Here is a 17,494-nt window from a genome sequence, read left to right as displayed (position 1 = left end):
CTCACTGCGCGCGCCGGGCCAGGACGAAGGTCTCCTCCTGGCGCTGATCGGGCCCCAGCGCCACCGGCTCGGTGGCGAGTATCTCCCAGCCCTCCGTGCGAGCGCAATCCAGGACTGCCTCCACGAGGCGCGTGGCCACGCTGGCGTCGCGGAGGCGGCCCGCCGCGGTGAGCGCCTTGGCGGGGGCCTCGAACTGGGGCTTCACCAGCGCGATCATCCGCGCCCCCTCGGCCAGGGGCAGCCGCAGGGCGGGCAGGATGCTCTTGAGGGAAGTGAAGGAGAGATCGAGCAGGAGGACGTCGCAGGGCGCGGGCAGGGTTTCCAGCGTCAGGAGATCCGTCTTCTCGAGGCTGGTCACGCGCGGATCCGCGGCCAGCGAGGGATCGAGCTGCCCTTCGCCCAGCTCGACGGCGAGCACCCAGGCGGCGCCGCGCTCGAGCGCGACCTGGGTGAAGCCGCCGGTGCAGGCGCCGCCGTCCACGACGCCCCGCGCTTCGAACTCCACCGGGTGCACGGAAAGGAAGCGCGAGAGCTTGTCGTAGCCGCGGCCCACGCGGTGTTCGCTGGCGGCGGGATCGAGGGCGAGGGTCTGCTCGGGGGCCACGGTCTGGGCCGGCCGTCGCACCGTGGCGCCGTCCACGCGCACGAGCCCGTCGAGGATGAACTCGCGCCCCTGGTTGCGGCTCTTGACGAGTCCGCGGCTCACGAGGGCGCGGTCAAGTCGCTCGCTCACTGCTGCTGGCCGCTGGCGCGCTGCTCCGCGAGATGTCCCAGGGCGGACTTGATGCTGGCCACGATGCCGTCGGCGTCGAGGCCCGCCTGCGCGAGGAGTTCGGGGCGCTTGCCCTGCTGCACGAAGGCGTGCGGCAGCGTGAGCGGCAGCACGCGCGGCCCCTGGCCTCGCTCTCGATAGAAGCGCAGCACGGCCTCGCCGAAGCCGCCCACCGGTCCGTTCTCCTCGATCGTGACGACGAGGTCGGTCGGCTCGACGATGGCGGCCAGCGCCTCCTCGTCGAGCGGCGCCAGGAAGCGCGCGTCCACGAGCGAGGGGGCGAAGCCCTGCGCGACGAGCTGATCGGCCGCCTTCTGTGCGGCGCCCAGGGTCGCGCCGAGCGACCAGAGGTGGATGTCGCGCCCGTCGCGCAGGCGACGGCTCTTGCCGATGGCCAGCGTCTCCAGCGGCGCCGTCTCCGCAAGGCCCAGCGCGGCGCTGCGCGGGTAGCGCAGCGCGATCGGCCCGCCCTGGTAGTCCACCGCGGTGGCGAGCATGCGACGCAGCTCGTTCTCGTCGCCCGGGGCCATGACCACCATGCCGGGCACCATGCCGAGGTAGCCCAGGTCCAGCACGCCGTGGTGGGTGGGGCCGTCCTCGCCCACCACGCCGGCGCGATCGATGGCGAAGATCACGGGCAGCTTCTGCAGGGCGACGTCGTGGACGATCTGGTCGAAGGCGCGCTGCAGGAAGGTGGAGTAGATGGCCACCACGGGGCGCAGGCCGTCCGCGGCCAGGCCCGCGGCGAAGGTGACCGCGTGCGGCTCGGCGATGCCCACGTCGAAGAAGCGCTCCGGGAAGCGCTCCGCGAAGGGGCCGAGCCCGGTGCCCTCGGGCATGGCCGCCGTGATGGCGACCACGCGCTCGTCCCGCTCCGCCAGCTCCACCACGGCGTCGCCGAAGGCCTGGGTGTAGGTGATGGGACTCGGCCCCTCGCCGCTCGGACGCTTGGCGCCGGTCTCGAGCACGAAGGGCGCGAAGCCGTGGTACTTCGCGGGATTCGACTCCGCGAAGGAGCAGCCCTTGCCCTTGCGGCTGAGCACGTGCAGCAGCACCGGACCCTCGATGCGCGAGAGCTGCTTCAGCGTGCGCACGAGGAGCGGGATGTCGTGGCCGTCCAGCGGGCCGTAGTACTTGAAGCCGAAATCCTCGAAGAAGTTGCTCGGCAGCACCATGTGCTTGAGGCCGAACTTCGCGCGGCTGGCCAGCGCGCGCAGCCGCGTGCCGAAGCGCGGGATGCGCCCCATGGCGCGCCAGGCGCCGCCCTCCAGGCTGAGGAAGGTGCGGGTGGACGTCAGGCGCGTGAGGATGCGGGAGATCGATCCCACGTTGGGCGAGATCGACATCTCGTTGTCGTTGAGGATCACCATCAGCCGGCCGGCGTGCGCGCGGGCGTTGTTGATGGCCTCGTAGACCATGCCGCCCGTGGCGGCGCCGTCGCCAAGGATCGCGATGGTCTGCCGCTGCTCGCCGCGCAGCGCCGCGCCGCGCGAGAAGCCCAGCGCCGCGCTGATGGCCGTGCAGGCGTGGCCGGCGCCGAAGTGGTCGTAGGCGCTCTCGCTGCGCTTGAGGAAGCCGCTGAGGCCGCCCGGACGGCGCAGGGTGTGGAAGCGGTCGCGGCGTCCGGTGAGGAGCTTGTGGGCGTAGGCCTGGTGGCCGGTGTCCCAGATCAGCCGCGTGCTCTCCTCGGGGAAGACGTGGTGCACGGCCACGGCCAGGTCGACGGAGCCGAGGCTCGCCGCCAGATGCCCGCCGTTCAGCGAGCAGACCTGGATGATCTCCTCACGGATCTCGTGGGCGAGAAAGGGCAGGGCTTCCACCGGCAGCGCGGCGACGTCCTGTGGGTTGCGGATTCCGTCCAGCAGCATGCGTTCGACTTTCTCGGTTTCTTTACGTGGCAGCTCCTCAAGCTACCAGCGCCAGGCCCGCAGTGCAAGCAGGGCTCTTTCCACCAGCAGGCCCAGCATCCCCCCCGCCAGGAGGGCCACCCAGGCGCGCACCGGGCTCTGCCCCAGGAGCACGCTGAGCCGGTGCTCCAGCGACTGGGCCTGGCCCAGCGACATGAGGATGCCCGCCTGGCGGCCGGCGGCCCGCTTGACCCCCGAGGTGTCGTAGAGGATCACCGCCGTGTAGCCCAGGACGATCGCCGTGTAGGGACTGCCCCAGCCCGTCGCCTGGGCCACCTGCACGGCGAGGCAGCCGCCCAGCAGCGGATGCAGGCTGGGGAAGCTCTCGAAGTCTGCCAGCCGGCCCGGCCGCCAGCGCCGCTCGCGCAGCGAATGGAAGCCGAGCTTCAGCAGCTGCCCCAGCAGTCCCGTGCCGATGATCGGAGCGAGGAGCATCAGGACCGTCGCTCCACCAGGCGCCGGGCCAGCGCCCGCAGCGGCTCGGCCGCGGGGACGTCGGGGATCTGGCGCAGGGCGCTCTCCAGATGCTCTCGCGCCGCCGCGCGGGCCGCCGCGGCTCCGAGGACGCCCGGGAGCGTCAGCTTGCCCAGCGCGCGGTCCTTGCCGGGCGTCTTGCCCAGCTCCTCGCGGCTGGCCTCCTGGTCCAGCAGGTCGTCGACGGCCTGGAAGGCGAGGCCGAGCGACAGACCCGCCGCCGCCAGCGCGTCGAGAAGGGAGTGCTCGGCGCGCCCGAGACGTGCCCCCAGCGTGAGACTGCTGCGGATCAGCGCCGCCGTCTTGCGGCGGTGGATCCACTCTACCTGCGCGGCGGGCGCGAGTTCCCCCGCCGGTTCGAGATCGCCGGCCTGCCCTCCCACGAGTTCCAGGGGGCCGGCGGCGTGGGCGAAGTCGTCGAGGGCGGCAAGGGCCTGCTCCGCGTCCAGCCCCGCCCGCGCGATGGCCGCGCCGAGGGTGGCGAAGGCCTGGGCCTGCAGGGCGTCGCCCGCCAGGATCGCCATCGCCTCGCCGTAGACCCTGTGGCAGGTGGGACGGCCGCGGCGCAGGTCGTCGTCGTCCATGGCGGGCAGGTCGTCGTGGATGAGCGAGTAGGCGTGCAGCATCTCCAGGGCGCTCGCGCCGAGCAGCGCGACGGACTGGTCGTAGCGCGCCAGGCGCATGCCCGCGGCGAGGAGCTGCGCGCGCAGACGCTTGCCGCCGCCGAGCAGGCCGTGGGCCATGGCCGCGCGCAGCGTGGGATGGCAGTCGGCCTTCGCGGGCAGCGCCGCCTCGAGGGCGGGCTCCAGGGCCGCGAGGAAGGCGTCCACCTCAGGCCTCCGCCAGGCTGTGCCGACGGCGGAACGCGGTGACGGTATTGCGCAGCAGCATCGCCACCGTGAGCGGACCCACGCCGCCGGGCACGGGCGTCATGGCCGAGGCGCGCTCGCGGAGCGCGTCGAAGTCGCAGTCGCCGACGAAGCGGTAGCCGCGCTTCGCGGAGGCATCCTCGATGCGGTTCATCCCCACGTCCACCACCACCGCGCCCGGCTTGATCCAGTCGCCCTTCACCAGCAGCGGCCGCCCCACGGCGGCCACGAGGATGTCCGCGCGCCGGCAGTGCTCGGCGAGGTCCGCGCTCGCGCTGTGGCAGACGGTCACCGTGGCGTCGCCCAGCGCGTGCTTCTGCAGGAAGAGCAGCGCCGCGGGCTTGCCCACGATGACGCTGCGCCCGATCACCACCACGTGCTTGCCGCGGGTGGGAATGTCGTTCCGGCGCAGCAGCTCGCGCACGCCGGCGGGGGTGCAGGGCAGGAGTCCGGGCAGACCCGCCACGAGACGGCCGAGATTCACGGGGTGGAAGCCGTCCACGTCCTTGTCGGGGTCGAGCAGCGCCATGACGGCGTTCTCGTCGAGGTGGGCCGGCAGCGGCAGCTGCAGGATCACGCCGTCGGGCGCGCCGGCGCTGAGCGCGGCCATGCGGGCCTCGAGCTCGGCCTGCGTGACGTCCGCGGGCAGGTGCAGATGCTCGCCCACGATGCCCGTGCGCTCGCAGGCCCGCATCTTGTTGCGGATGTAGACGCCGCTGGCCGGGTCCTCCCCCACCTGCAGCACGGTGAGGCGGGGCGCCTCGGGCAGCGAGGCGACCTCGGTGGCCAGCTCGTCGAGCAGGGTGTCGCGCAGCGCGTTGCCGTCCAGCAGGATCACGCGGTTCCTCCCTCCGGGGTCGTGAGCGGCGCGTCGATGCGTTCGATGGCGGTGGCGCGGCCGGCCTTGTCGATCGTGATCAGCGCGCCCTGCAGGCGCGGATCCTCGGTGGCCACCTCGAAACGGCGCAGGTTCTGGCGCAGGAAGCGGTGCAGGACCGCCTCGGCGTCCATCCCGATGATGCCGCCGTGCGGGCCGGTCATGCCGGCGTCGGTCAGGTAGGCGGTGCCGCCGGGCAGGATGCGCGCGTCGGCCGTCTGCACGTGGGTGTGCGTGCCGATCACCGCGGAGACGCGGCCGTCGAGATAGCGGGCCAGGGCGATCTTCTCGCTGCTGGCTTCGGCGTGCATGTCCACGAAGACGGGACCGCGCCCCTCCCAGTCGGCGAGCAGGTCGTCCGCGGCGCGGAAGGGACAGTCCACGGGGTTCATGAACACGCGCCCGATGAGATTGATCACGAGCAGCTCGCGGCCGTCGGGCAGGGCCAGGACCGCGCGGCCGCAGCCGGGGTTGCCCGGCGGGTAGTTGTGCGGGCGGAGCACGCGGCCGTCGCCGTCGTCGAGGTGGGCGACGCCCTCCTTGTTGTCGAAGCTGTGGTTGCCGCCGGTGAGGACGTCAGCGCCGGCGTCCATCAGCTCGCGCGCGATCTTGGGCGTGAAGCCCGCGCCCGCCGCGGAGTTTTCCGCGTTGGCGATGACCACGTCGGGGGCGAGACGCGCGCGCAGCTCAGGCAGGAGCTGCGTGACGGCGCGACGCCCGGGGCGTCCCATGATGTCCGCGATGAAGAGAAGGCGCATGGCGGGCACTCTCACGGCGTCGACCCCGCCCGGCCGTCGCCGACGAGCCGGGTGAGGGCGCAAAAAAATTCCCCACTCACTGCCGTGCGAGAAGATTCCGCATGGGCCGAAAGTCCCATGGGGGAAGGCCACACGACCGTTTCAGGACGCCCTGGGGCACCTTCCGCCGGCCGGATTCGGCCTTCCTTGCCGAAAGTGTTGGCTCAAACGCTGTCTTCCCGCTCGAGCACGGTAGGGAATTCGACTGCAGTATACCAAGCGCGACGGCCACCGGCAATGCCGCGCAAGGCGCTAGTCGCCGCCGCCGGCGGCGAGCGCGTCGTCGTCGAACAGGCGGAGCAGCTCGGCGGCCTTGGCCTCGGCCTTGGAGCCCCTCCCCCCCTGCTCGCGCTCGCGATGGAGCTCGGCGGCGATGTTGAACGCCGCCAGGATGGCGATCCGCGTGGTGGACACGTGGCGCCCGCCGGCCGCGATGGCCGACATGGTGGCGTCCACGTAGTCGGCGATCCGCTGGATCTGCTCCGCGTCCGCGTCGCCGCGCACGCGGTACTCGTTTCCGAAGATGCTCACCTTGACCTGGGGGTCGCTGGCCATGTCACCTCGCTCTCGGCTGGGAGCGGCGCTCAGAGATCCAGTAGCTCGAATTTCGAGAGGATGCCGTCCACGCGGCCGCGGAGATCGTCCAGGTTCGCGCCGGACTGCTGCGCGCTGCTGAGCTGCGCCGCCAGCGTATCGCGCTCGGACGCGAGCCCCTGCTTCTCCTGCTCGAGCTGCTCGAGGCGGGTCCGCAGTTCGTGGTTCTCCCGGTCCATGCGATTCAGCTTCTCGATGGCCTGGCCGATCTTCTGCTCGAGGATGTCGAGATTGGACACTTCTGACACGCGTGCTACCTCTGTCGTCTTCGGGGTACGGCCCCAGTCTGTCACGAGCGGAGCTCGACCTTCAAGGCTTTGTTGAGCTCGCCGAGGATCCGCTGCTGCACCTTGTCGACCTGCTTGTCCGTCAAGGTCCCCTCCGCCGAGCGGAAGCTCAGGCGGACGGCGTAGCTGGCGCGCCCCTCGGGCAGGCCCTTGCCGCGGTAGATGTCGAAGAGGGCCAGGTCCTCCAGCAGCTTGCCCCCGGCCCTGCGCAGGAGGGACTCCACCTGCTCCCAGGCAACGCCGTCCGGCACGAGCAGCGCCAGGTCGCGCCCCGCGGCCGGGAAGGCCGGCAGCGGCGCGTAGCGCGCCTGCCGCAGCGCCCCCGCCAGGGGGCGGTCGATCTCGAGGACGTAGACCTCGCGCTTGGGCTTGAGGTCGCCCAGGACCGAGGCCCGCAGCAGTCCGCCCTGCCCGAGCACCGAGCCCTGGGCCTTGAGCTGGAAGGAGGCGCCCGGGACGTAGCAGGGATCCGCCGCGCCATAGTCCACGTCGAGGATGAGTCCGGCGTCCTCGGCCAGCGCCAGGGCGAGTCCGCGCAGGTCCGCCAGCGTCGTCGGCGCGGCCGGCAGGCTGTAGTGCGCGGGCGCCGCGTGGCCGGTGAGGAGCAGGGCGAGGCGCAGGGGTTCGTCGGGCAGCGCCTCGCCGTCGCGGGCGAGGTAGACCCGTCCGAGCTGATAGAGGCGCAGCTCCTCCTGCCCCCGGTGGAAGTTCGTGCGCAGGACGTCCAGCAGCCCGGGCAGCAGGCTGGTGCGGAGCGTCTCGTTGAAGCTCACCAGCGGATTGAGCACGGTCACCGTGCGCCGGCGGGGGTCGTCCGCGGGGACGCGCAGGAGGTCCAGCTGCCGGGGATCCATGAAGGTGCTGGTCAGGACCTCGCGGCAGCCGAGGCGGGTCAGCGCGCGGTGCAGCCGCTCGACGCGCCGCTCGTCCTCGCTGCGCGCGCCGTAGAGGGTGTTGCGCACGCGGTTCTCGCGGGGCACCGCGTTGTAGCCGTGCAGACGCGCGACCTCCTCGATCAGATCCACCTCCAGCTCGAGATCGGGCCGGGTGTCGGGGATGGCGGTCTCCAGCGCGTCCCCGGCGACACGGGCCTCGAGTCCGAAGCGAGCCAGCAGGGCGGCCATGTCCTCGGCGGTGAGCGTCGTGCCCAGCAGCGCGTTCGCGCGCGCGGGACGCAGGGCGACGGTGCGCGTGGGCGGAGCGGCCGCCGCCACGTCGTCGGGCCGGTCCGCAGCCACGGCGCCGGCCAGCTCCACGAAGAGCTGCGTCGCGCGAGCGCTGGCCAGCGCGGCGGTCGAGAAGGCCGTGCCCCGCTCGAAGCGATAGGATGAATCGGTGCTGAGGTCGTAGCGGCGTCGCGCGCCGCGCACGCTGCGCGGATCGAAGACCGCGCTCTCGAGCACGAGCTCGCGGGTGCTGTCCGTCACCTTGCTCGCGTCGCCGCCCATGACGCCGGCCAGCGCCACCGGATCCCTGGCGTCCGCGATGACGAGATCCTCGGCACAGAGTTCCAGCGTCTTCTCGTCCAGCGTGACGAGGCGCTCCCCCTGCCGCGCGCGGCGCACGCGGATCTCGCCGCCCGCGAGCCGCGCGGCGTCGAAGGCGTGCAGGGGATGTCCCGTCTCGAAGAGCACGTAGTTCGTGATGTCCACCACGTTGTTGATGGGACGCAGGCCGAGCGCCAGCAGCCGCGCCTGCAGCCACTCCGGGCTCGGGCCCACGGTCACGCCGGTCAGCCGCCGGGCGATGTAGCGCGGGCAGCCGGCGGAGTCTTCCACGGTGACCGGCACCGGCGCGAGGGACGTCTCGCCTCCCGCCCGCAGCGCGGTCGCCGGCAGGCGCAGGGGCGTGTCGTAGAGCGCGGCCACCTCGCGGGCCACGCCGAGCACGCCGAGCTGGTCGGGGCGGTTGGGCGTGACCTCGATGTCGAGCAGCCAGTCCTCCTCGCCGAACTTCGCCGAGAGCGGCGTGCCGGCGGGGACGTCGAAGTCCAGCTCCATGATGCCCGAGGCGTCCTCGCCCAGGCCCAGCTCGATCTCGGAGCAGATCATGCCCTCGGAGAGCTCGCCGCGCAGCTTGCCCTTCTTGATCTCCGTGCCGTCAGGCAGGCTGGCGCCGGCGGGGATGACCGCAACCTCAAGGCCCGCGCGAACGTTCGGCGCGCCGCAGACGATGTGGCGGGGTGCATCCTCGCCGATGTCCACCGTGCAGACCGACAGCTTGTCCGCGTTGGGATGGCGCTCGCAGGTGAGCACGCGGCCGATGCGCAGCGCGTCGAAGGGATTGGGCCGGTGCTCGAGGCTCTCGACGTTGAGGCCGAGCATGGTCAGGTCCTCGGCCAGCTGGGCCGGCGTCGCGGAAATGTCGACGTACTCCCGCAGCCAGTTCAGGCTGATCAGCATGGCGGCTCCTAGAACTGGGAAAGAAAGCGGATGTCGTTCTCGAGGAAGAGGCGGAGGTCCTCGATGCCGTGGCGCAGCATGACGATGCGCTCGATGCCCATCCCGAAGGCGAAGCCCGTCACGCGCTCGGGGTCGTAGCCCGCGGCCTTGAAGACGTTCGGATGCACCATGCCGGCGCCGAGGATCTCGATCCAGCCCGTCCCCCCGCAGATGCGGCAGCCGTCGCCGCCGCAGCCGAAGCAGACCATGTCCGCCTCGGCGCTGGGCTCCGTGAAGGGGAAGAAGTGCGGCCGGAAACGCAGCCGCGCCTTGGGCCCGAAGTACTCGTGGGCGAAGTGCTGCAGCGTGGTGGTGAGGTCGCCGAGGGTGACGCCCTCGTCGACGTAGAGGCCCTCCACCTGGTGGAACTCCGCGCCGTGCGAGGCGTCCACGGCCTCGTTGCGATAGACGCGCCCGGGCACCACGATGCGCACCGGCGGCGGGTGCGCTTCCATGTAGCGGATCTGCACCGGGCTGGTGTGCGTGCGCAGGAGCACGTCCTCGCTGACGTAGAAGGTGTCCTGGGCGTCGCGCGAGGGGTGGTCGGCGGGAAAGTTCAGCGCCTGGAAGTTGTAGGCGTCGAGCTCGACCTCGGGGCCCTCGGCCACGCTGAAGCCCATGCCCCGGAAGATGCCGACGATCTCGTCGAGCCCGGCGGCCAGGACGTGCCGGCCCCCCACCCAGGGCAGCCGCGGCGGCAAGCTCGGATCGAAGCCGGGGGGCAGGGCGGTCTCCGCGGCCGCGGCGAGGGCCGAGCGCGCGGACTCCACCGCCGCCTCCACCTCGCCCTTCAGCGCGTGGATGGCCTTGCCCAGGGCCGGGCGCTCGTCGGGCGGCGCCGCGCTTAGCTGCTGGAAGAGCGCGGGCAGCAGGCCCTTCCGCCCCAGGTAGCGCAGGCGGAAGGCCTCGAGCGCGGTGTCGTCGCCCAGTCCGCTGCGCTCGGCGACCAGGATCTCTCGCAGTCTGGCGATCTCGTCCAGCACGGGCGGCCTCCTAGCTGGCCTGGGCGAGCTGCGCCTGCACCTTCTCCGCGAGCATGCGGAAGGCCGAGGGGTCGTTGACGGCCAGCTCGGCGAGCTGCTTGCGGTCGATCTCCACCGCGAGCTCCTTGAGCCCGCTCATGAAGCGGCTGTAGCTCAGGCCGTTCTCGTGGGCCGCGGCGTTGATGCGGATGATCCAGAGGCGCCGGAACTGGCGCTTGCGGTCCCGCCGGTCGCGATATGCGTACTGACCCGCCTTGTGGACGGCCTCCGTCCCCTGACGGACGCTGTTCTTCCGCTTGCCCTGATAGCCCTTGGCGCGGGTCAGGATGCGCTTGCGACGTGCGCGCGAGGCGACGTTGTTGATGGCGCGGGACATTGCTCTTCCTCCTCTTTGAAGCCTGCCGTGGTCTGCCTGGAATCGTGGTGGCCGGGGGTAGCGGGGCTACTCGGCCAGGATCATCCGCTTGATGCGCCCGTTGTCGGACGGGGCAGCCAGGGTGGCGTCGCGGAGGTTGCGCTTCCGCTTGGCGGACTTCTTGGTGAGAATGTGGTTCGCGAAGGCCTTGTTGCGACGAATCTTGCCGGAGCCGGTGGCCCGGAAACGCTTCTTCGCGGCGCGATTGCTCTTCATCTTGGGCATACTGGTCCTCCCCGACCGGCAGCAGCCGGCGCGAGTGTCTGGAGTTACTCCTGAACGCCGCCGCTGGCGGCCTCTTCTTCCCTGGCCCGCTGTGGCCGGCGCTCCTTCTCGTTGAGGGGCGCCAGGATCATCACCACGGTCCGTCCTTCCTGCTTGGGCTCCTGCTCGATCTTGCCGTGCTCGGCGATGTCGGCCATCAAGCGCTGGAAGGTCTGCATCGCGAAGTCCATGTGGCTCATCTCGCGGCCCCGGAAGCGGAGGGTCACCTTGACCTTGTCCTTGTGCTCCAGGAAGCGGATGATGTTGCGCAGCTTGAAGCCGTAGTCGTGGTCGTCGGTCTTGGGACGGAACTGCACTTCCTTGACCACCACCGTGTGCTGCTTCTTGCGCGCCTCCTTGGCCTTCTTGCTCTGCTCGTACTTGTACTTGCCGAAGTCCATGATCCGGCAGACCGGAGGCCGGGAGCCCGGCGACACCTCCACCAGATCCAGGCCCCGCTCCTGGGCCATCTCCATGGCCACCGAGGTGGCGATGATGCCCACCTGGTTGCCTTCTTCGTCGATGAGACGGATCTCCGGGATACGGATCCGGTGATTGACGCGGGGTTCGTCGGAATCGCGGCGGATAGAGTTACCTCCTGAAACGCAAAAAAGAGTGGATGCGAAGGCACCCACCCCACCATGACGGAGTCCGCGGGAACGCTGAGCGACCGATGCACGCGGTGCAGGCCGTCAGGTGAGAGTTGCCTCTGCTTTCACTGTATTCAGTTGTGACGCGCCAATTTAGCGCTTTGCAGCCAAGTCGTCAAGGGCTCGCTGCAGAAAATCCTCCGGACGGGCGCTGCCCTCGTCCCCGGACTGGCGGCTCCGGACCGAGACGGTCCCCTCCTCCATCTCCCGGGAGCCCACCACCAGCATGTAGGGGATCTTCTGGAGCTCGGCCTGCCGGATCTTGTAGCCCACCTTCTCGTCCCGGGTGTCCAGCTCGGCCCGCAGGCCGGCCGCCTTGAGCCGCTCGAGCACCTTGGCCCCGTACTCCCGGTAGGGCGCGCTGACGGGCAGCACGATCGCCTGGACCGGCGCCAGCCAGAGCGGGAACTCCCCGCCGTAGTTCTCCGTCAGCAGGGCGATGAAGCGCTCGATGGACCCGAACAGCGCCCGGTGGATCATGTAGGGGTGCTTGTGCTGGCCGTCCTCGTCCACGAACTGGACGTTGAAGCGCCGCGGCAGGTTGAAGTCGAACTGGATGGTGGTGGTCTGCCAGTCCCGGCCCAGGGCATCCTTGATCTTCACGTCGATCTTGGGCCCGTAGAAGACCGCCTCGCCCTCCATGCGCTTCACGGGCAGGCCCACGCGCTTGGTGGCCTCGAGCAGGGCGTGCTCGGCGCGCTCCCACTCCTCGTCAGAGCCGAGGTACTTCGTCTTGTTCTCGGGATCGCGCACGCTGAGTTCCGCGCGGAACTCGTGGAAGCCGTAGGTGCTCTGCAGCTCCTTGGCGAAGGTGATGAGCTCGGTCACCTCGTCGACCAGCTGGTCGTGCGTGCAGAAGATGTGCGCGTCGTCCTGGGTGAAACCCCGCACCCGGAGCAGCCCGTGGAGGGTGCCGCTGCGCTCGTAGCGGTAGACCGTGCCCAGCTCGGCGATCTTGAGCGGCAGGTCGCGGTAGCTCTTGAGGTCGTTCTGGAAGATCAGGATGTGCCCAGGGCAGTTCATGGGCTTGACCACCTGGAGCTGATCGTCCTTCTCGAAGGTGTACATGTTCTCGGCGTAGTAGTCGAGGTGGCCGCTGGTGCGCCACAACTCGCCGCGAAAGATGTGCGGCGTGATGACGAGCTGGTAGCCCCGCGCCTTGTGCTCGGATTTCCAGTGGGTCTCGATCACCTCGCGCAGGATCGCCCCCTTGGGGTACCAGAAGGCCAGGCCGCCGCCGGCCTCCTCCTTGATCCCGAACAGCCCCAGCTGCTGGCCGAGCTTGCGGTGGTCCCGCTTCGCGGCCTCTTCCAGCATGTGCAGATAGGCCTCGAGGTCCTTGGCCTTGAACCAGCTGGTGCCGTAGATGCGCTGGAGCTGCTCGCGCTTCTCGTCGCCCTTCCAGTAGGCGCCGGCGACGCTCATCAGCTTGAAGGCCTTGAGCATGCCCGTGTCGGGCACGTGGGGGCCGCCGCAGAGATCGGTGAACTCCCCCACCTCGTAGAAGGAGATGGGCGTCTCGTCGGGCAGCTCGCCCACGTGCTCCACCTTGAAGGGCTGGTCGTGCTCGGCGAAGTAGCGGCGGGCGTCCTCCCGGGACATGATGCGCTTCGTGAAGGGCAGCTTCTGACGCGCCAGGTCCTTCATGCGCGCCTCGATGCGCTCCAGGTCCTCCGGGGTGAAGGGCTTGTCCACGAGGATGTCGTAGTAGAAGCCGTTCTCCACGTCCGGGCCGAAGGCGAACTTCGCCTCGGGGAAGAGCTCCTGCACGGCCCAGGCCATCAGGTGCGCGGTGCTGTGGCGCAGCACCTTGAGGGCGTCCTCGTCCTGCTCGGTGAGCACCTCGAAGCGGCCGCTGCTGTCCAGGGTGCTGTGGAGGTCGACGAGCTTGCCGTTGAGCTTGACGGCGACGGCCCGCCGCAGCAGGCCCTCGCTGATGGCCTTGATGGCCTCCGGCACGGGCACGGGGCCATCGAGCTTGATCACGGCGTCATCGGGGAGCGTAAGGGCGACGGTCATGGCGGTCCTCACTACGACAGAGGGTTCCGAAGGTGCAATTGCGCAAAGGGCCGAACGCGGGGTCCGGCCCTTGCGGCACGGTGGGCGCTACTGGGATCGAACCAGTGACCTCATGCGTGTCGAGCATGCACTCTAACCAGCTGAGCTAAGCGCCCGTGGATGCGAAGGATATAATCGAGACGCGGGGTCCTGTCAAGAGGCCTAGGCCACGGGCACGGCCTCGCCCACGATCCTCAGCCGCGGGGTGCCCTTCTCGAAGCAGAGTCGCCCGTCCACGCCGAAGTCCACCTGCAGGTGGTCCCCGTAGCGGATCTGGCCCGTGGAGATGAGGTTGGCCAGCGGATAGACCAGGTAGCGCTCGATGGCCCGCTTGATGTGGCGCGCCCCGTACTTGCGGTCCACGCCCTCGCGCAGGAGGAAGCCCTTGGCGTCGTCGCTGAGCTCGAAGGAGAACTTCACGTCGCCCGCGGCCTGCATGATCCGCCGCTGGAGCTGGCTCAGCTCGATGTCGATGATGCTGCGGATGTGCTGCTCGTTGAGATTCCGGAAGACCACCACGCTGTCGATGCGGTTCATGAACTCTGGCGAGAACTTGCGCCGGGCGGCGTCGAGGACCGTGGAGTAGATCTGCTGGTCGAAGCCGGGCTCGTTGAGCGCCGCGGCCTGGTCGGTGAAGCCGATGCCGCCCTCGATCAGGCGGTCGATGCGATCGGCGCCCACGTTGCCCGTCATGTAGATGACCGTGCGGGTCATGTCCACCTCGGTGTTGTCGCCGAGGGTGAGGCGCCCCTTGTCCAGGATGCCGAGCAGCAGGCTCCAGAGGGTGTCGCTGGCCTTCTCGATCTCGTCGAAGAGGACGAAGGTGAAGTCCATCTCAGGCGTGCGGTAGCGCTCCAGGTTCGCCTGGGAGAAGTAGGGCGTGGTCTCGCGGTGGCCCAGGTATCCGGGCGGCGAGCCGATGAGGCGGCTGATCTCGTGGCTGTGCGCGTACTCGGCGCAGTCCACCTTGAGCACGGCGTTCGCCGTGCCGAACAGGATCTCCGAGGCGGCCTCCACGATACGCGTCTTGCCGCTGCCCGTGGGCCCCAGGAACAGGAAGTTCCCGATGGGGCGGTTGGGAGGGAACAGACCGGCCAGGAAGACCTGATAGAGGCGGGCGATCCTCTCCACCGCCCGATCCTGCCCCACGATGCGTTCGCGCAGCTGCTGCTCGAAGCGCTCCGCCGCGAGGGACTTCTTCATGGGATCGAGGGTGCTCTTGGTTGCGATACTCACGATGCTCGGACCTCCTGCTTCCGTTCCGGGCGGCATCAGCAAGGGCCCTGCCAAGGCTCGGCTTGCCGAGTCCCGCGGCAAGCGCTGTGGCGTACTGGTCCCGATGGTCCGTTATGTGGGCGATGGGCAGTCGCTTCGCGCTTCGAGCGCGTCGGTCGCGAAGGCACGAACAGGGAATGAACTGCCCTTTCCGAAGCGCCAGCGCCGAAGCGCGTCGCGAACGTGCGTCGGGATGCAATGCGCGCGCGGCAATTTCCAACGATCGCACGCGCGTCGGTGACAGGAATGCGAAAAGGCGCCGTCCGGAGACGACGCCTTCTCGGCCAACCCTCGCGGAGCGCTCAGTCGACGACTTCGTAGTCCGCGTCCACCGCCTTGCCGTCGTCGCCGCCCTCGGACGACGCCGCCGCCGACGCGCTCTCGCCGCCCTGCGCCGGCCCGGCCTGCTGCTGCTGGGCGTCCTGGTAGAGCTTCTGCGAGAAGCTGTGCAGGGCCTTGTTGAGCGTCTCGATGCCCTGCTCCATGGCCTCGTGGTCATCGCCCTCGAGCGCCTTCTTCAGCCCGCTGACGGCGGACTCGATCTCGGCGCGCGTGGCGTCGTCGATCTTGTCCTTGTGCTCCACCAGCTGCTTCTCCGTCTGGTAGATCAGCGACTCGCCCTGGTTGCGCGTGTCGATCAGTTCGCGGCGCTTGCGGTCCTCGTCGGCGTGCGTCTCGCCGTCCTTGACCATCTGGTCGATCTCGTTCTCGCTGAGGCCGCTGGACGCCTGGATCTTGATGGACTGTTCCTTGCCCGTGGCCTTGTCCTTGGCGCTGACCGAGAGGATGCCGTTGGCGTCGATGTCGAAGGCGACCTCGATCTGCGGCACGCCGCGCGGCGCCGTCGGGATGCCCGTCAGCTGGAAACGACCGATGGACTTGTTGCTGTCCGCCATCTCGCGCTCACCCTGGAGAACGTGGATGTCGACCGTGTCCTGGTTGTCGGCGGCCGTGGAGAAGATCTGGGCCTTGCGCGTGGGGATCGTGGTGTTGCGCTCGATGAGGCGCGTCATCACGCCGCCCAGGGTCTCGATGCCGAGGCTCAGCGGGGTCACGTCCAGCAGGACCACGTCGTGGACGTCGCCCGCCAGGATACCGCCCTGGATCGCCGCGCCCAGGCTCACCACCTCGTCGGGGTTGACGCCGTGGTTGGGCTCCTTGCCGAAGATCTCCTTCACCTTCTCGCGCACCCGCGGAATGCGGGTGGAGCCCCCCACCAGGATCACCTCGTCGATGTCCCCGGTGGTCAGGCCCGCGTCGCTGATGGCGCGCTGGCAGGGCCCCACCGTGCGCTCCACCAGGTGGGCCGTCAGCTCGTCGAACTTGGCCCGGCTCAGGTTCACGTTCAGGTGCTTGGGGCCGGTCTGGTCCGCGGTGATGAAGGGCAGGTTGATGTCGGTCTGCGTGCGGGTGGAGAGCTCCTTCTTGGCCTGCTCGGAGGCCTCCTTCAGGCGCTGCACCGCCATGGCGTCCGCCATGAGATCGATGCCCTCCTTGCCCTTGAACTCCTTGGCCAGCCACTCGATGAGCACCTGGTCGAAGTCGTCGCCGCCGAGATGGGTGTCGCCGTTGGTGCTCTTCACCTCGAAGACGCCGTCCCCCAGCTCCAGGATGGAGATGTCGAAGGTGCCGCCGCCCAGGTCGAAGACCGCGATGGTCTGGTCGGTCTTCTTGTCCTCGCCGTAGGCCAGGCTGGCGGCCGTGGGCTCGTTGATGATGCGCTTCACCTCGAGACCGGCGATCTTGCCGGCGTCCTTGGTGGCCTGCCGCTGGCTGTCGTTGAAGTAGGCCGGCACGGTGATGACGGCCTCGGTCACCGGCTCGCCCAGGTACTCCTCGGCGGTCTCCTTGAGCTTGCGCAGCACCAGGGCGCTGATCTCCGGCGGCGTGTACTCCTTGCCTCCCATGACGATGCGCGCGTCGCCATTGCTTCCCTTCGCGACCTTGTAGGGCACCTCCTTCATCTCCTGCCCCACTTCGCCGAACTTGCGCCCCATGAAGCGCTTCACCGAGTAGACGGTGTTCGTCGGATTGGTGACGGCCTGGCGCTTGGCCAGCTGGCCCACGAGGCGCTCGCCGTCGTCCGTCATGGCCACCACGCTGGGGGTGGTACGATGGCCTTCGCTGTTGGGGATGACCTTCGGCACGCCGCCCTCGATGACGGAGACGCAGGAGTTCGTGGTGCCGAGGTCGATGCCGATGATCTTGCCCATGGCTTCTCCTTCCGGATGGGATCCGATCCTTCGTTCACGCTCCCTATCGGAAGATGCGTGCCAGCGCTCCGCAAACGAGTCGCTACCGCTAACTGGCTTCGTTTATGTAGGTTACGGGGCGACCCCGCCCCGGGCTTCGCGACCGGAGACGCGGGGCGGCGCCAGATTGGCGCGGATCACTGCCACGCTGACGGCGTGGCCGACACGCCTGCCGCCGGACTGACAGGTCCTGCCAGCGGCTGCCAAAGGTGCTGTAGGGAGGTTTCAGAGGTCGGGAAGGCGCCGCTGGCGGGCAGGGAAACCGGCCTGGAGGTGCCGGAGCCGGGATTCGAACCCGGATGGATTGCTCCGGGGGATTTTAAGTCCCCTGCGTCTGCCCGTTTCGCCACTCCGGCGCAAAAAAAAAAGGAGGCGGCACCCGGATTCGAACCGGGGATGACGGTTTTGCAGACCGTTGCCTTACCCCTTGGCTATGCCGCCTTGAATCCGAGAACCCCTCCTCATCGGAGGCTATGTCCGACGCAGATCAGGAGCGGGAAACGAGACTTGAACTCGCGACCCCAACCTTGGCAAGGTTGTGCTCTACCACTGAGCTATTCCCGCCGAAGCCTCACTATG

General features: G+C 69.5%; 16 protein-coding genes and 4 tRNA genes. All 20 read right to left on the bottom strand.

The window, feature by feature from the left end; all coding sequences use genetic code 11:
* Position 1: 1 nt before the first annotated feature.
* The 20 genes from H6693_02820 to H6693_02725 all read right to left on the bottom strand — a co-directional run bounded on the left by H6693_02820 (position 2) and on the right by H6693_02725 (position 17,479).
* A complete protein-coding gene (locus tag H6693_02820; GenBank protein MCB9515105.1) occupies positions 2 to 733 on the bottom strand; it encodes a TlyA family RNA methyltransferase in 732 nt (243 codons plus the stop codon).
* Entirely contained in the window at positions 730 to 2,640 is a 1,911-nt protein-coding gene (locus tag H6693_02815) for a 1-deoxy-D-xylulose-5-phosphate synthase (protein MCB9515104.1), read from the bottom strand. The genes H6693_02820 and H6693_02815 overlap by 4 nt, the downstream gene beginning before the upstream one ends.
* 42 nt (positions 2,641 to 2,682) lie before the next feature.
* Positions 2,683 to 3,114, bottom strand: a complete 432-nt coding sequence (locus H6693_02810; protein ID MCB9515103.1) for a divergent PAP2 family protein — start codon at positions 3,112 to 3,114, stop codon at positions 2,683 to 2,685.
* Positions 3,114 to 3,983 (bottom strand): polyprenyl synthetase family protein, encoded by an 870-nt coding sequence (locus H6693_02805; protein ID MCB9515102.1) that lies wholly within the window; start codon positions 3,981 to 3,983, stop codon positions 3,114 to 3,116. The genes H6693_02810 and H6693_02805 overlap by 1 nt, the downstream gene beginning before the upstream one ends.
* A 1-nt stretch (position 3,984) precedes the next feature.
* Positions 3,985 to 4,860: a bifunctional methylenetetrahydrofolate dehydrogenase/methenyltetrahydrofolate cyclohydrolase FolD gene (gene folD / locus H6693_02800; protein MCB9515101.1), complete on the bottom strand. Its 876-nt coding sequence runs from the start codon at positions 4,858 to 4,860 to the stop codon at positions 3,985 to 3,987.
* Positions 4,857 to 5,657 (bottom strand): YmdB family metallophosphoesterase, encoded by an 801-nt coding sequence (locus H6693_02795; GenBank protein ID MCB9515100.1) that lies wholly within the window; start codon positions 5,655 to 5,657, stop codon positions 4,857 to 4,859. Before H6693_02795 ends, folD begins: the two co-directional genes overlap by 4 nt.
* 291 nt (positions 5,658 to 5,948) lie before the next feature.
* A complete protein-coding gene (locus H6693_02790; protein ID MCB9515099.1) occupies positions 5,949 to 6,251 on the bottom strand; it encodes a cell division protein ZapA in 303 nt (100 codons plus the stop codon).
* 29 nt (positions 6,252 to 6,280) lie between these two features.
* Complete coding sequence (gene zapB / locus H6693_02785) at positions 6,281 to 6,538, bottom strand: cell division protein ZapB (GenBank protein MCB9515098.1); 258 nt, start codon at positions 6,536 to 6,538, stop codon at positions 6,281 to 6,283.
* Between the two features lie 41 nt (positions 6,539 to 6,579).
* Positions 6,580 to 8,979 carry a phenylalanine--tRNA ligase subunit beta gene (locus H6693_02780; protein MCB9515097.1) on the bottom strand — a complete coding sequence of 800 codons (2,400 nt, stop codon included), beginning with the start codon at positions 8,977 to 8,979 and terminating at the stop codon, positions 6,580 to 6,582.
* Between the two features lie 8 nt (positions 8,980 to 8,987).
* Entirely contained in the window at positions 8,988 to 10,001 is a 1,014-nt protein-coding gene (gene pheS / locus H6693_02775) for a phenylalanine--tRNA ligase subunit alpha (protein MCB9515096.1), read from the bottom strand.
* A 10-nt stretch (positions 10,002 to 10,011) separates the two neighbouring features.
* A complete protein-coding gene (rplT, locus tag H6693_02770; GenBank protein MCB9515095.1) occupies positions 10,012 to 10,377 on the bottom strand; it encodes a 50S ribosomal protein L20 in 366 nt (121 codons plus the stop codon).
* A gap of 66 nt (positions 10,378 to 10,443) precedes the next feature.
* Positions 10,444 to 10,641, bottom strand: a complete 198-nt coding sequence (gene rpmI / locus H6693_02765; protein MCB9515094.1) for a 50S ribosomal protein L35 — start codon at positions 10,639 to 10,641, stop codon at positions 10,444 to 10,446.
* A gap of 44 nt (positions 10,642 to 10,685) precedes the next feature.
* Complete coding sequence (locus H6693_02760; GenBank protein MCB9515093.1) at positions 10,686 to 11,267, bottom strand: translation initiation factor IF-3; 582 nt, start codon at positions 11,265 to 11,267, stop codon at positions 10,686 to 10,688.
* A 156-nt stretch (positions 11,268 to 11,423) separates the two neighbouring features.
* Positions 11,424 to 13,349, bottom strand: coding sequence for a threonine--tRNA ligase (gene thrS, locus H6693_02755; GenBank protein ID MCB9515092.1), 1,926 nt, complete (start codon positions 13,347 to 13,349; stop codon positions 11,424 to 11,426).
* An 81-nt stretch (positions 13,350 to 13,430) separates the two neighbouring features.
* A tRNA-Val gene (locus H6693_02750) sits at positions 13,431 to 13,504 on the bottom strand.
* A 46-nt stretch (positions 13,505 to 13,550) separates the two neighbouring features.
* Positions 13,551 to 14,624, bottom strand: a complete 1,074-nt coding sequence (locus tag H6693_02745; protein MCB9515091.1) for an AAA family ATPase — start codon at positions 14,622 to 14,624, stop codon at positions 13,551 to 13,553.
* 341 nt (positions 14,625 to 14,965) lie between these two features.
* A complete protein-coding gene (dnaK, locus tag H6693_02740) occupies positions 14,966 to 16,876 on the bottom strand; it encodes a molecular chaperone DnaK (protein ID MCB9515090.1) in 1,911 nt (636 codons plus the stop codon).
* 313 nt (positions 16,877 to 17,189) lie between these two features.
* Positions 17,190 to 17,271: transfer RNA gene (locus tag H6693_02735), tRNA-Leu, on the bottom strand.
* A gap of 14 nt (positions 17,272 to 17,285) precedes the next feature.
* A tRNA-Cys gene (locus H6693_02730) sits at positions 17,286 to 17,356 on the bottom strand.
* Positions 17,357 to 17,407: 51 nt separating this feature from the next.
* Positions 17,408 to 17,479: transfer RNA gene (locus tag H6693_02725), tRNA-Gly, on the bottom strand.
* Positions 17,480 to 17,494: the final 15 nt, after the last annotated feature.

It is taken from the genome of Candidatus Latescibacterota bacterium (assembly GCA_020633725.1).
Lineage (GTDB): Bacteria > Krumholzibacteriota > Krumholzibacteriia > JACNKJ01 > JACNKJ01 > VGXI01.
Note: the sequence above shows the minus strand (reverse complement) of the source record. Positions and strands in the feature narration are given on the sequence as shown.

Coding starts and splice junctions, on each gene's coding strand:
- rplT (MCB9515095.1), bottom strand. CDS start 10,377: ATGTCCCGCGCCATCAACAACGTCGCCTCGCGCGCACGTCGCAAGCGC.
- H6693_02815 (MCB9515104.1), bottom strand. CDS start 2,640: ATGCTGCTGGACGGAATCCGCAACCCACAGGACGTCGCCGCGCTGCCG.
- H6693_02810 (MCB9515103.1), bottom strand. CDS start 3,114: ATGCTCCTCGCTCCGATCATCGGCACGGGACTGCTGGGGCAGCTGCTG.
- rpmI (MCB9515094.1), bottom strand. CDS start 10,641: ATGCCCAAGATGAAGAGCAATCGCGCCGCGAAGAAGCGTTTCCGGGCC.
- thrS (MCB9515092.1), bottom strand. CDS start 13,349: ATGACCGTCGCCCTTACGCTCCCCGATGACGCCGTGATCAAGCTCGAT.
- dnaK (MCB9515090.1), bottom strand. CDS start 16,876: ATGGGCAAGATCATCGGCATCGACCTCGGCACCACGAACTCCTGCGTC.
- H6693_02790 (MCB9515099.1), bottom strand. CDS start 6,251: ATGGCCAGCGACCCCCAGGTCAAGGTGAGCATCTTCGGAAACGAGTAC.
- H6693_02795 (MCB9515100.1), bottom strand. CDS start 5,657: ATGCGCCTTCTCTTCATCGCGGACATCATGGGACGCCCCGGGCGTCGC.
- H6693_02780 (MCB9515097.1), bottom strand. CDS start 8,979: ATGCTGATCAGCCTGAACTGGCTGCGGGAGTACGTCGACATTTCCGCG.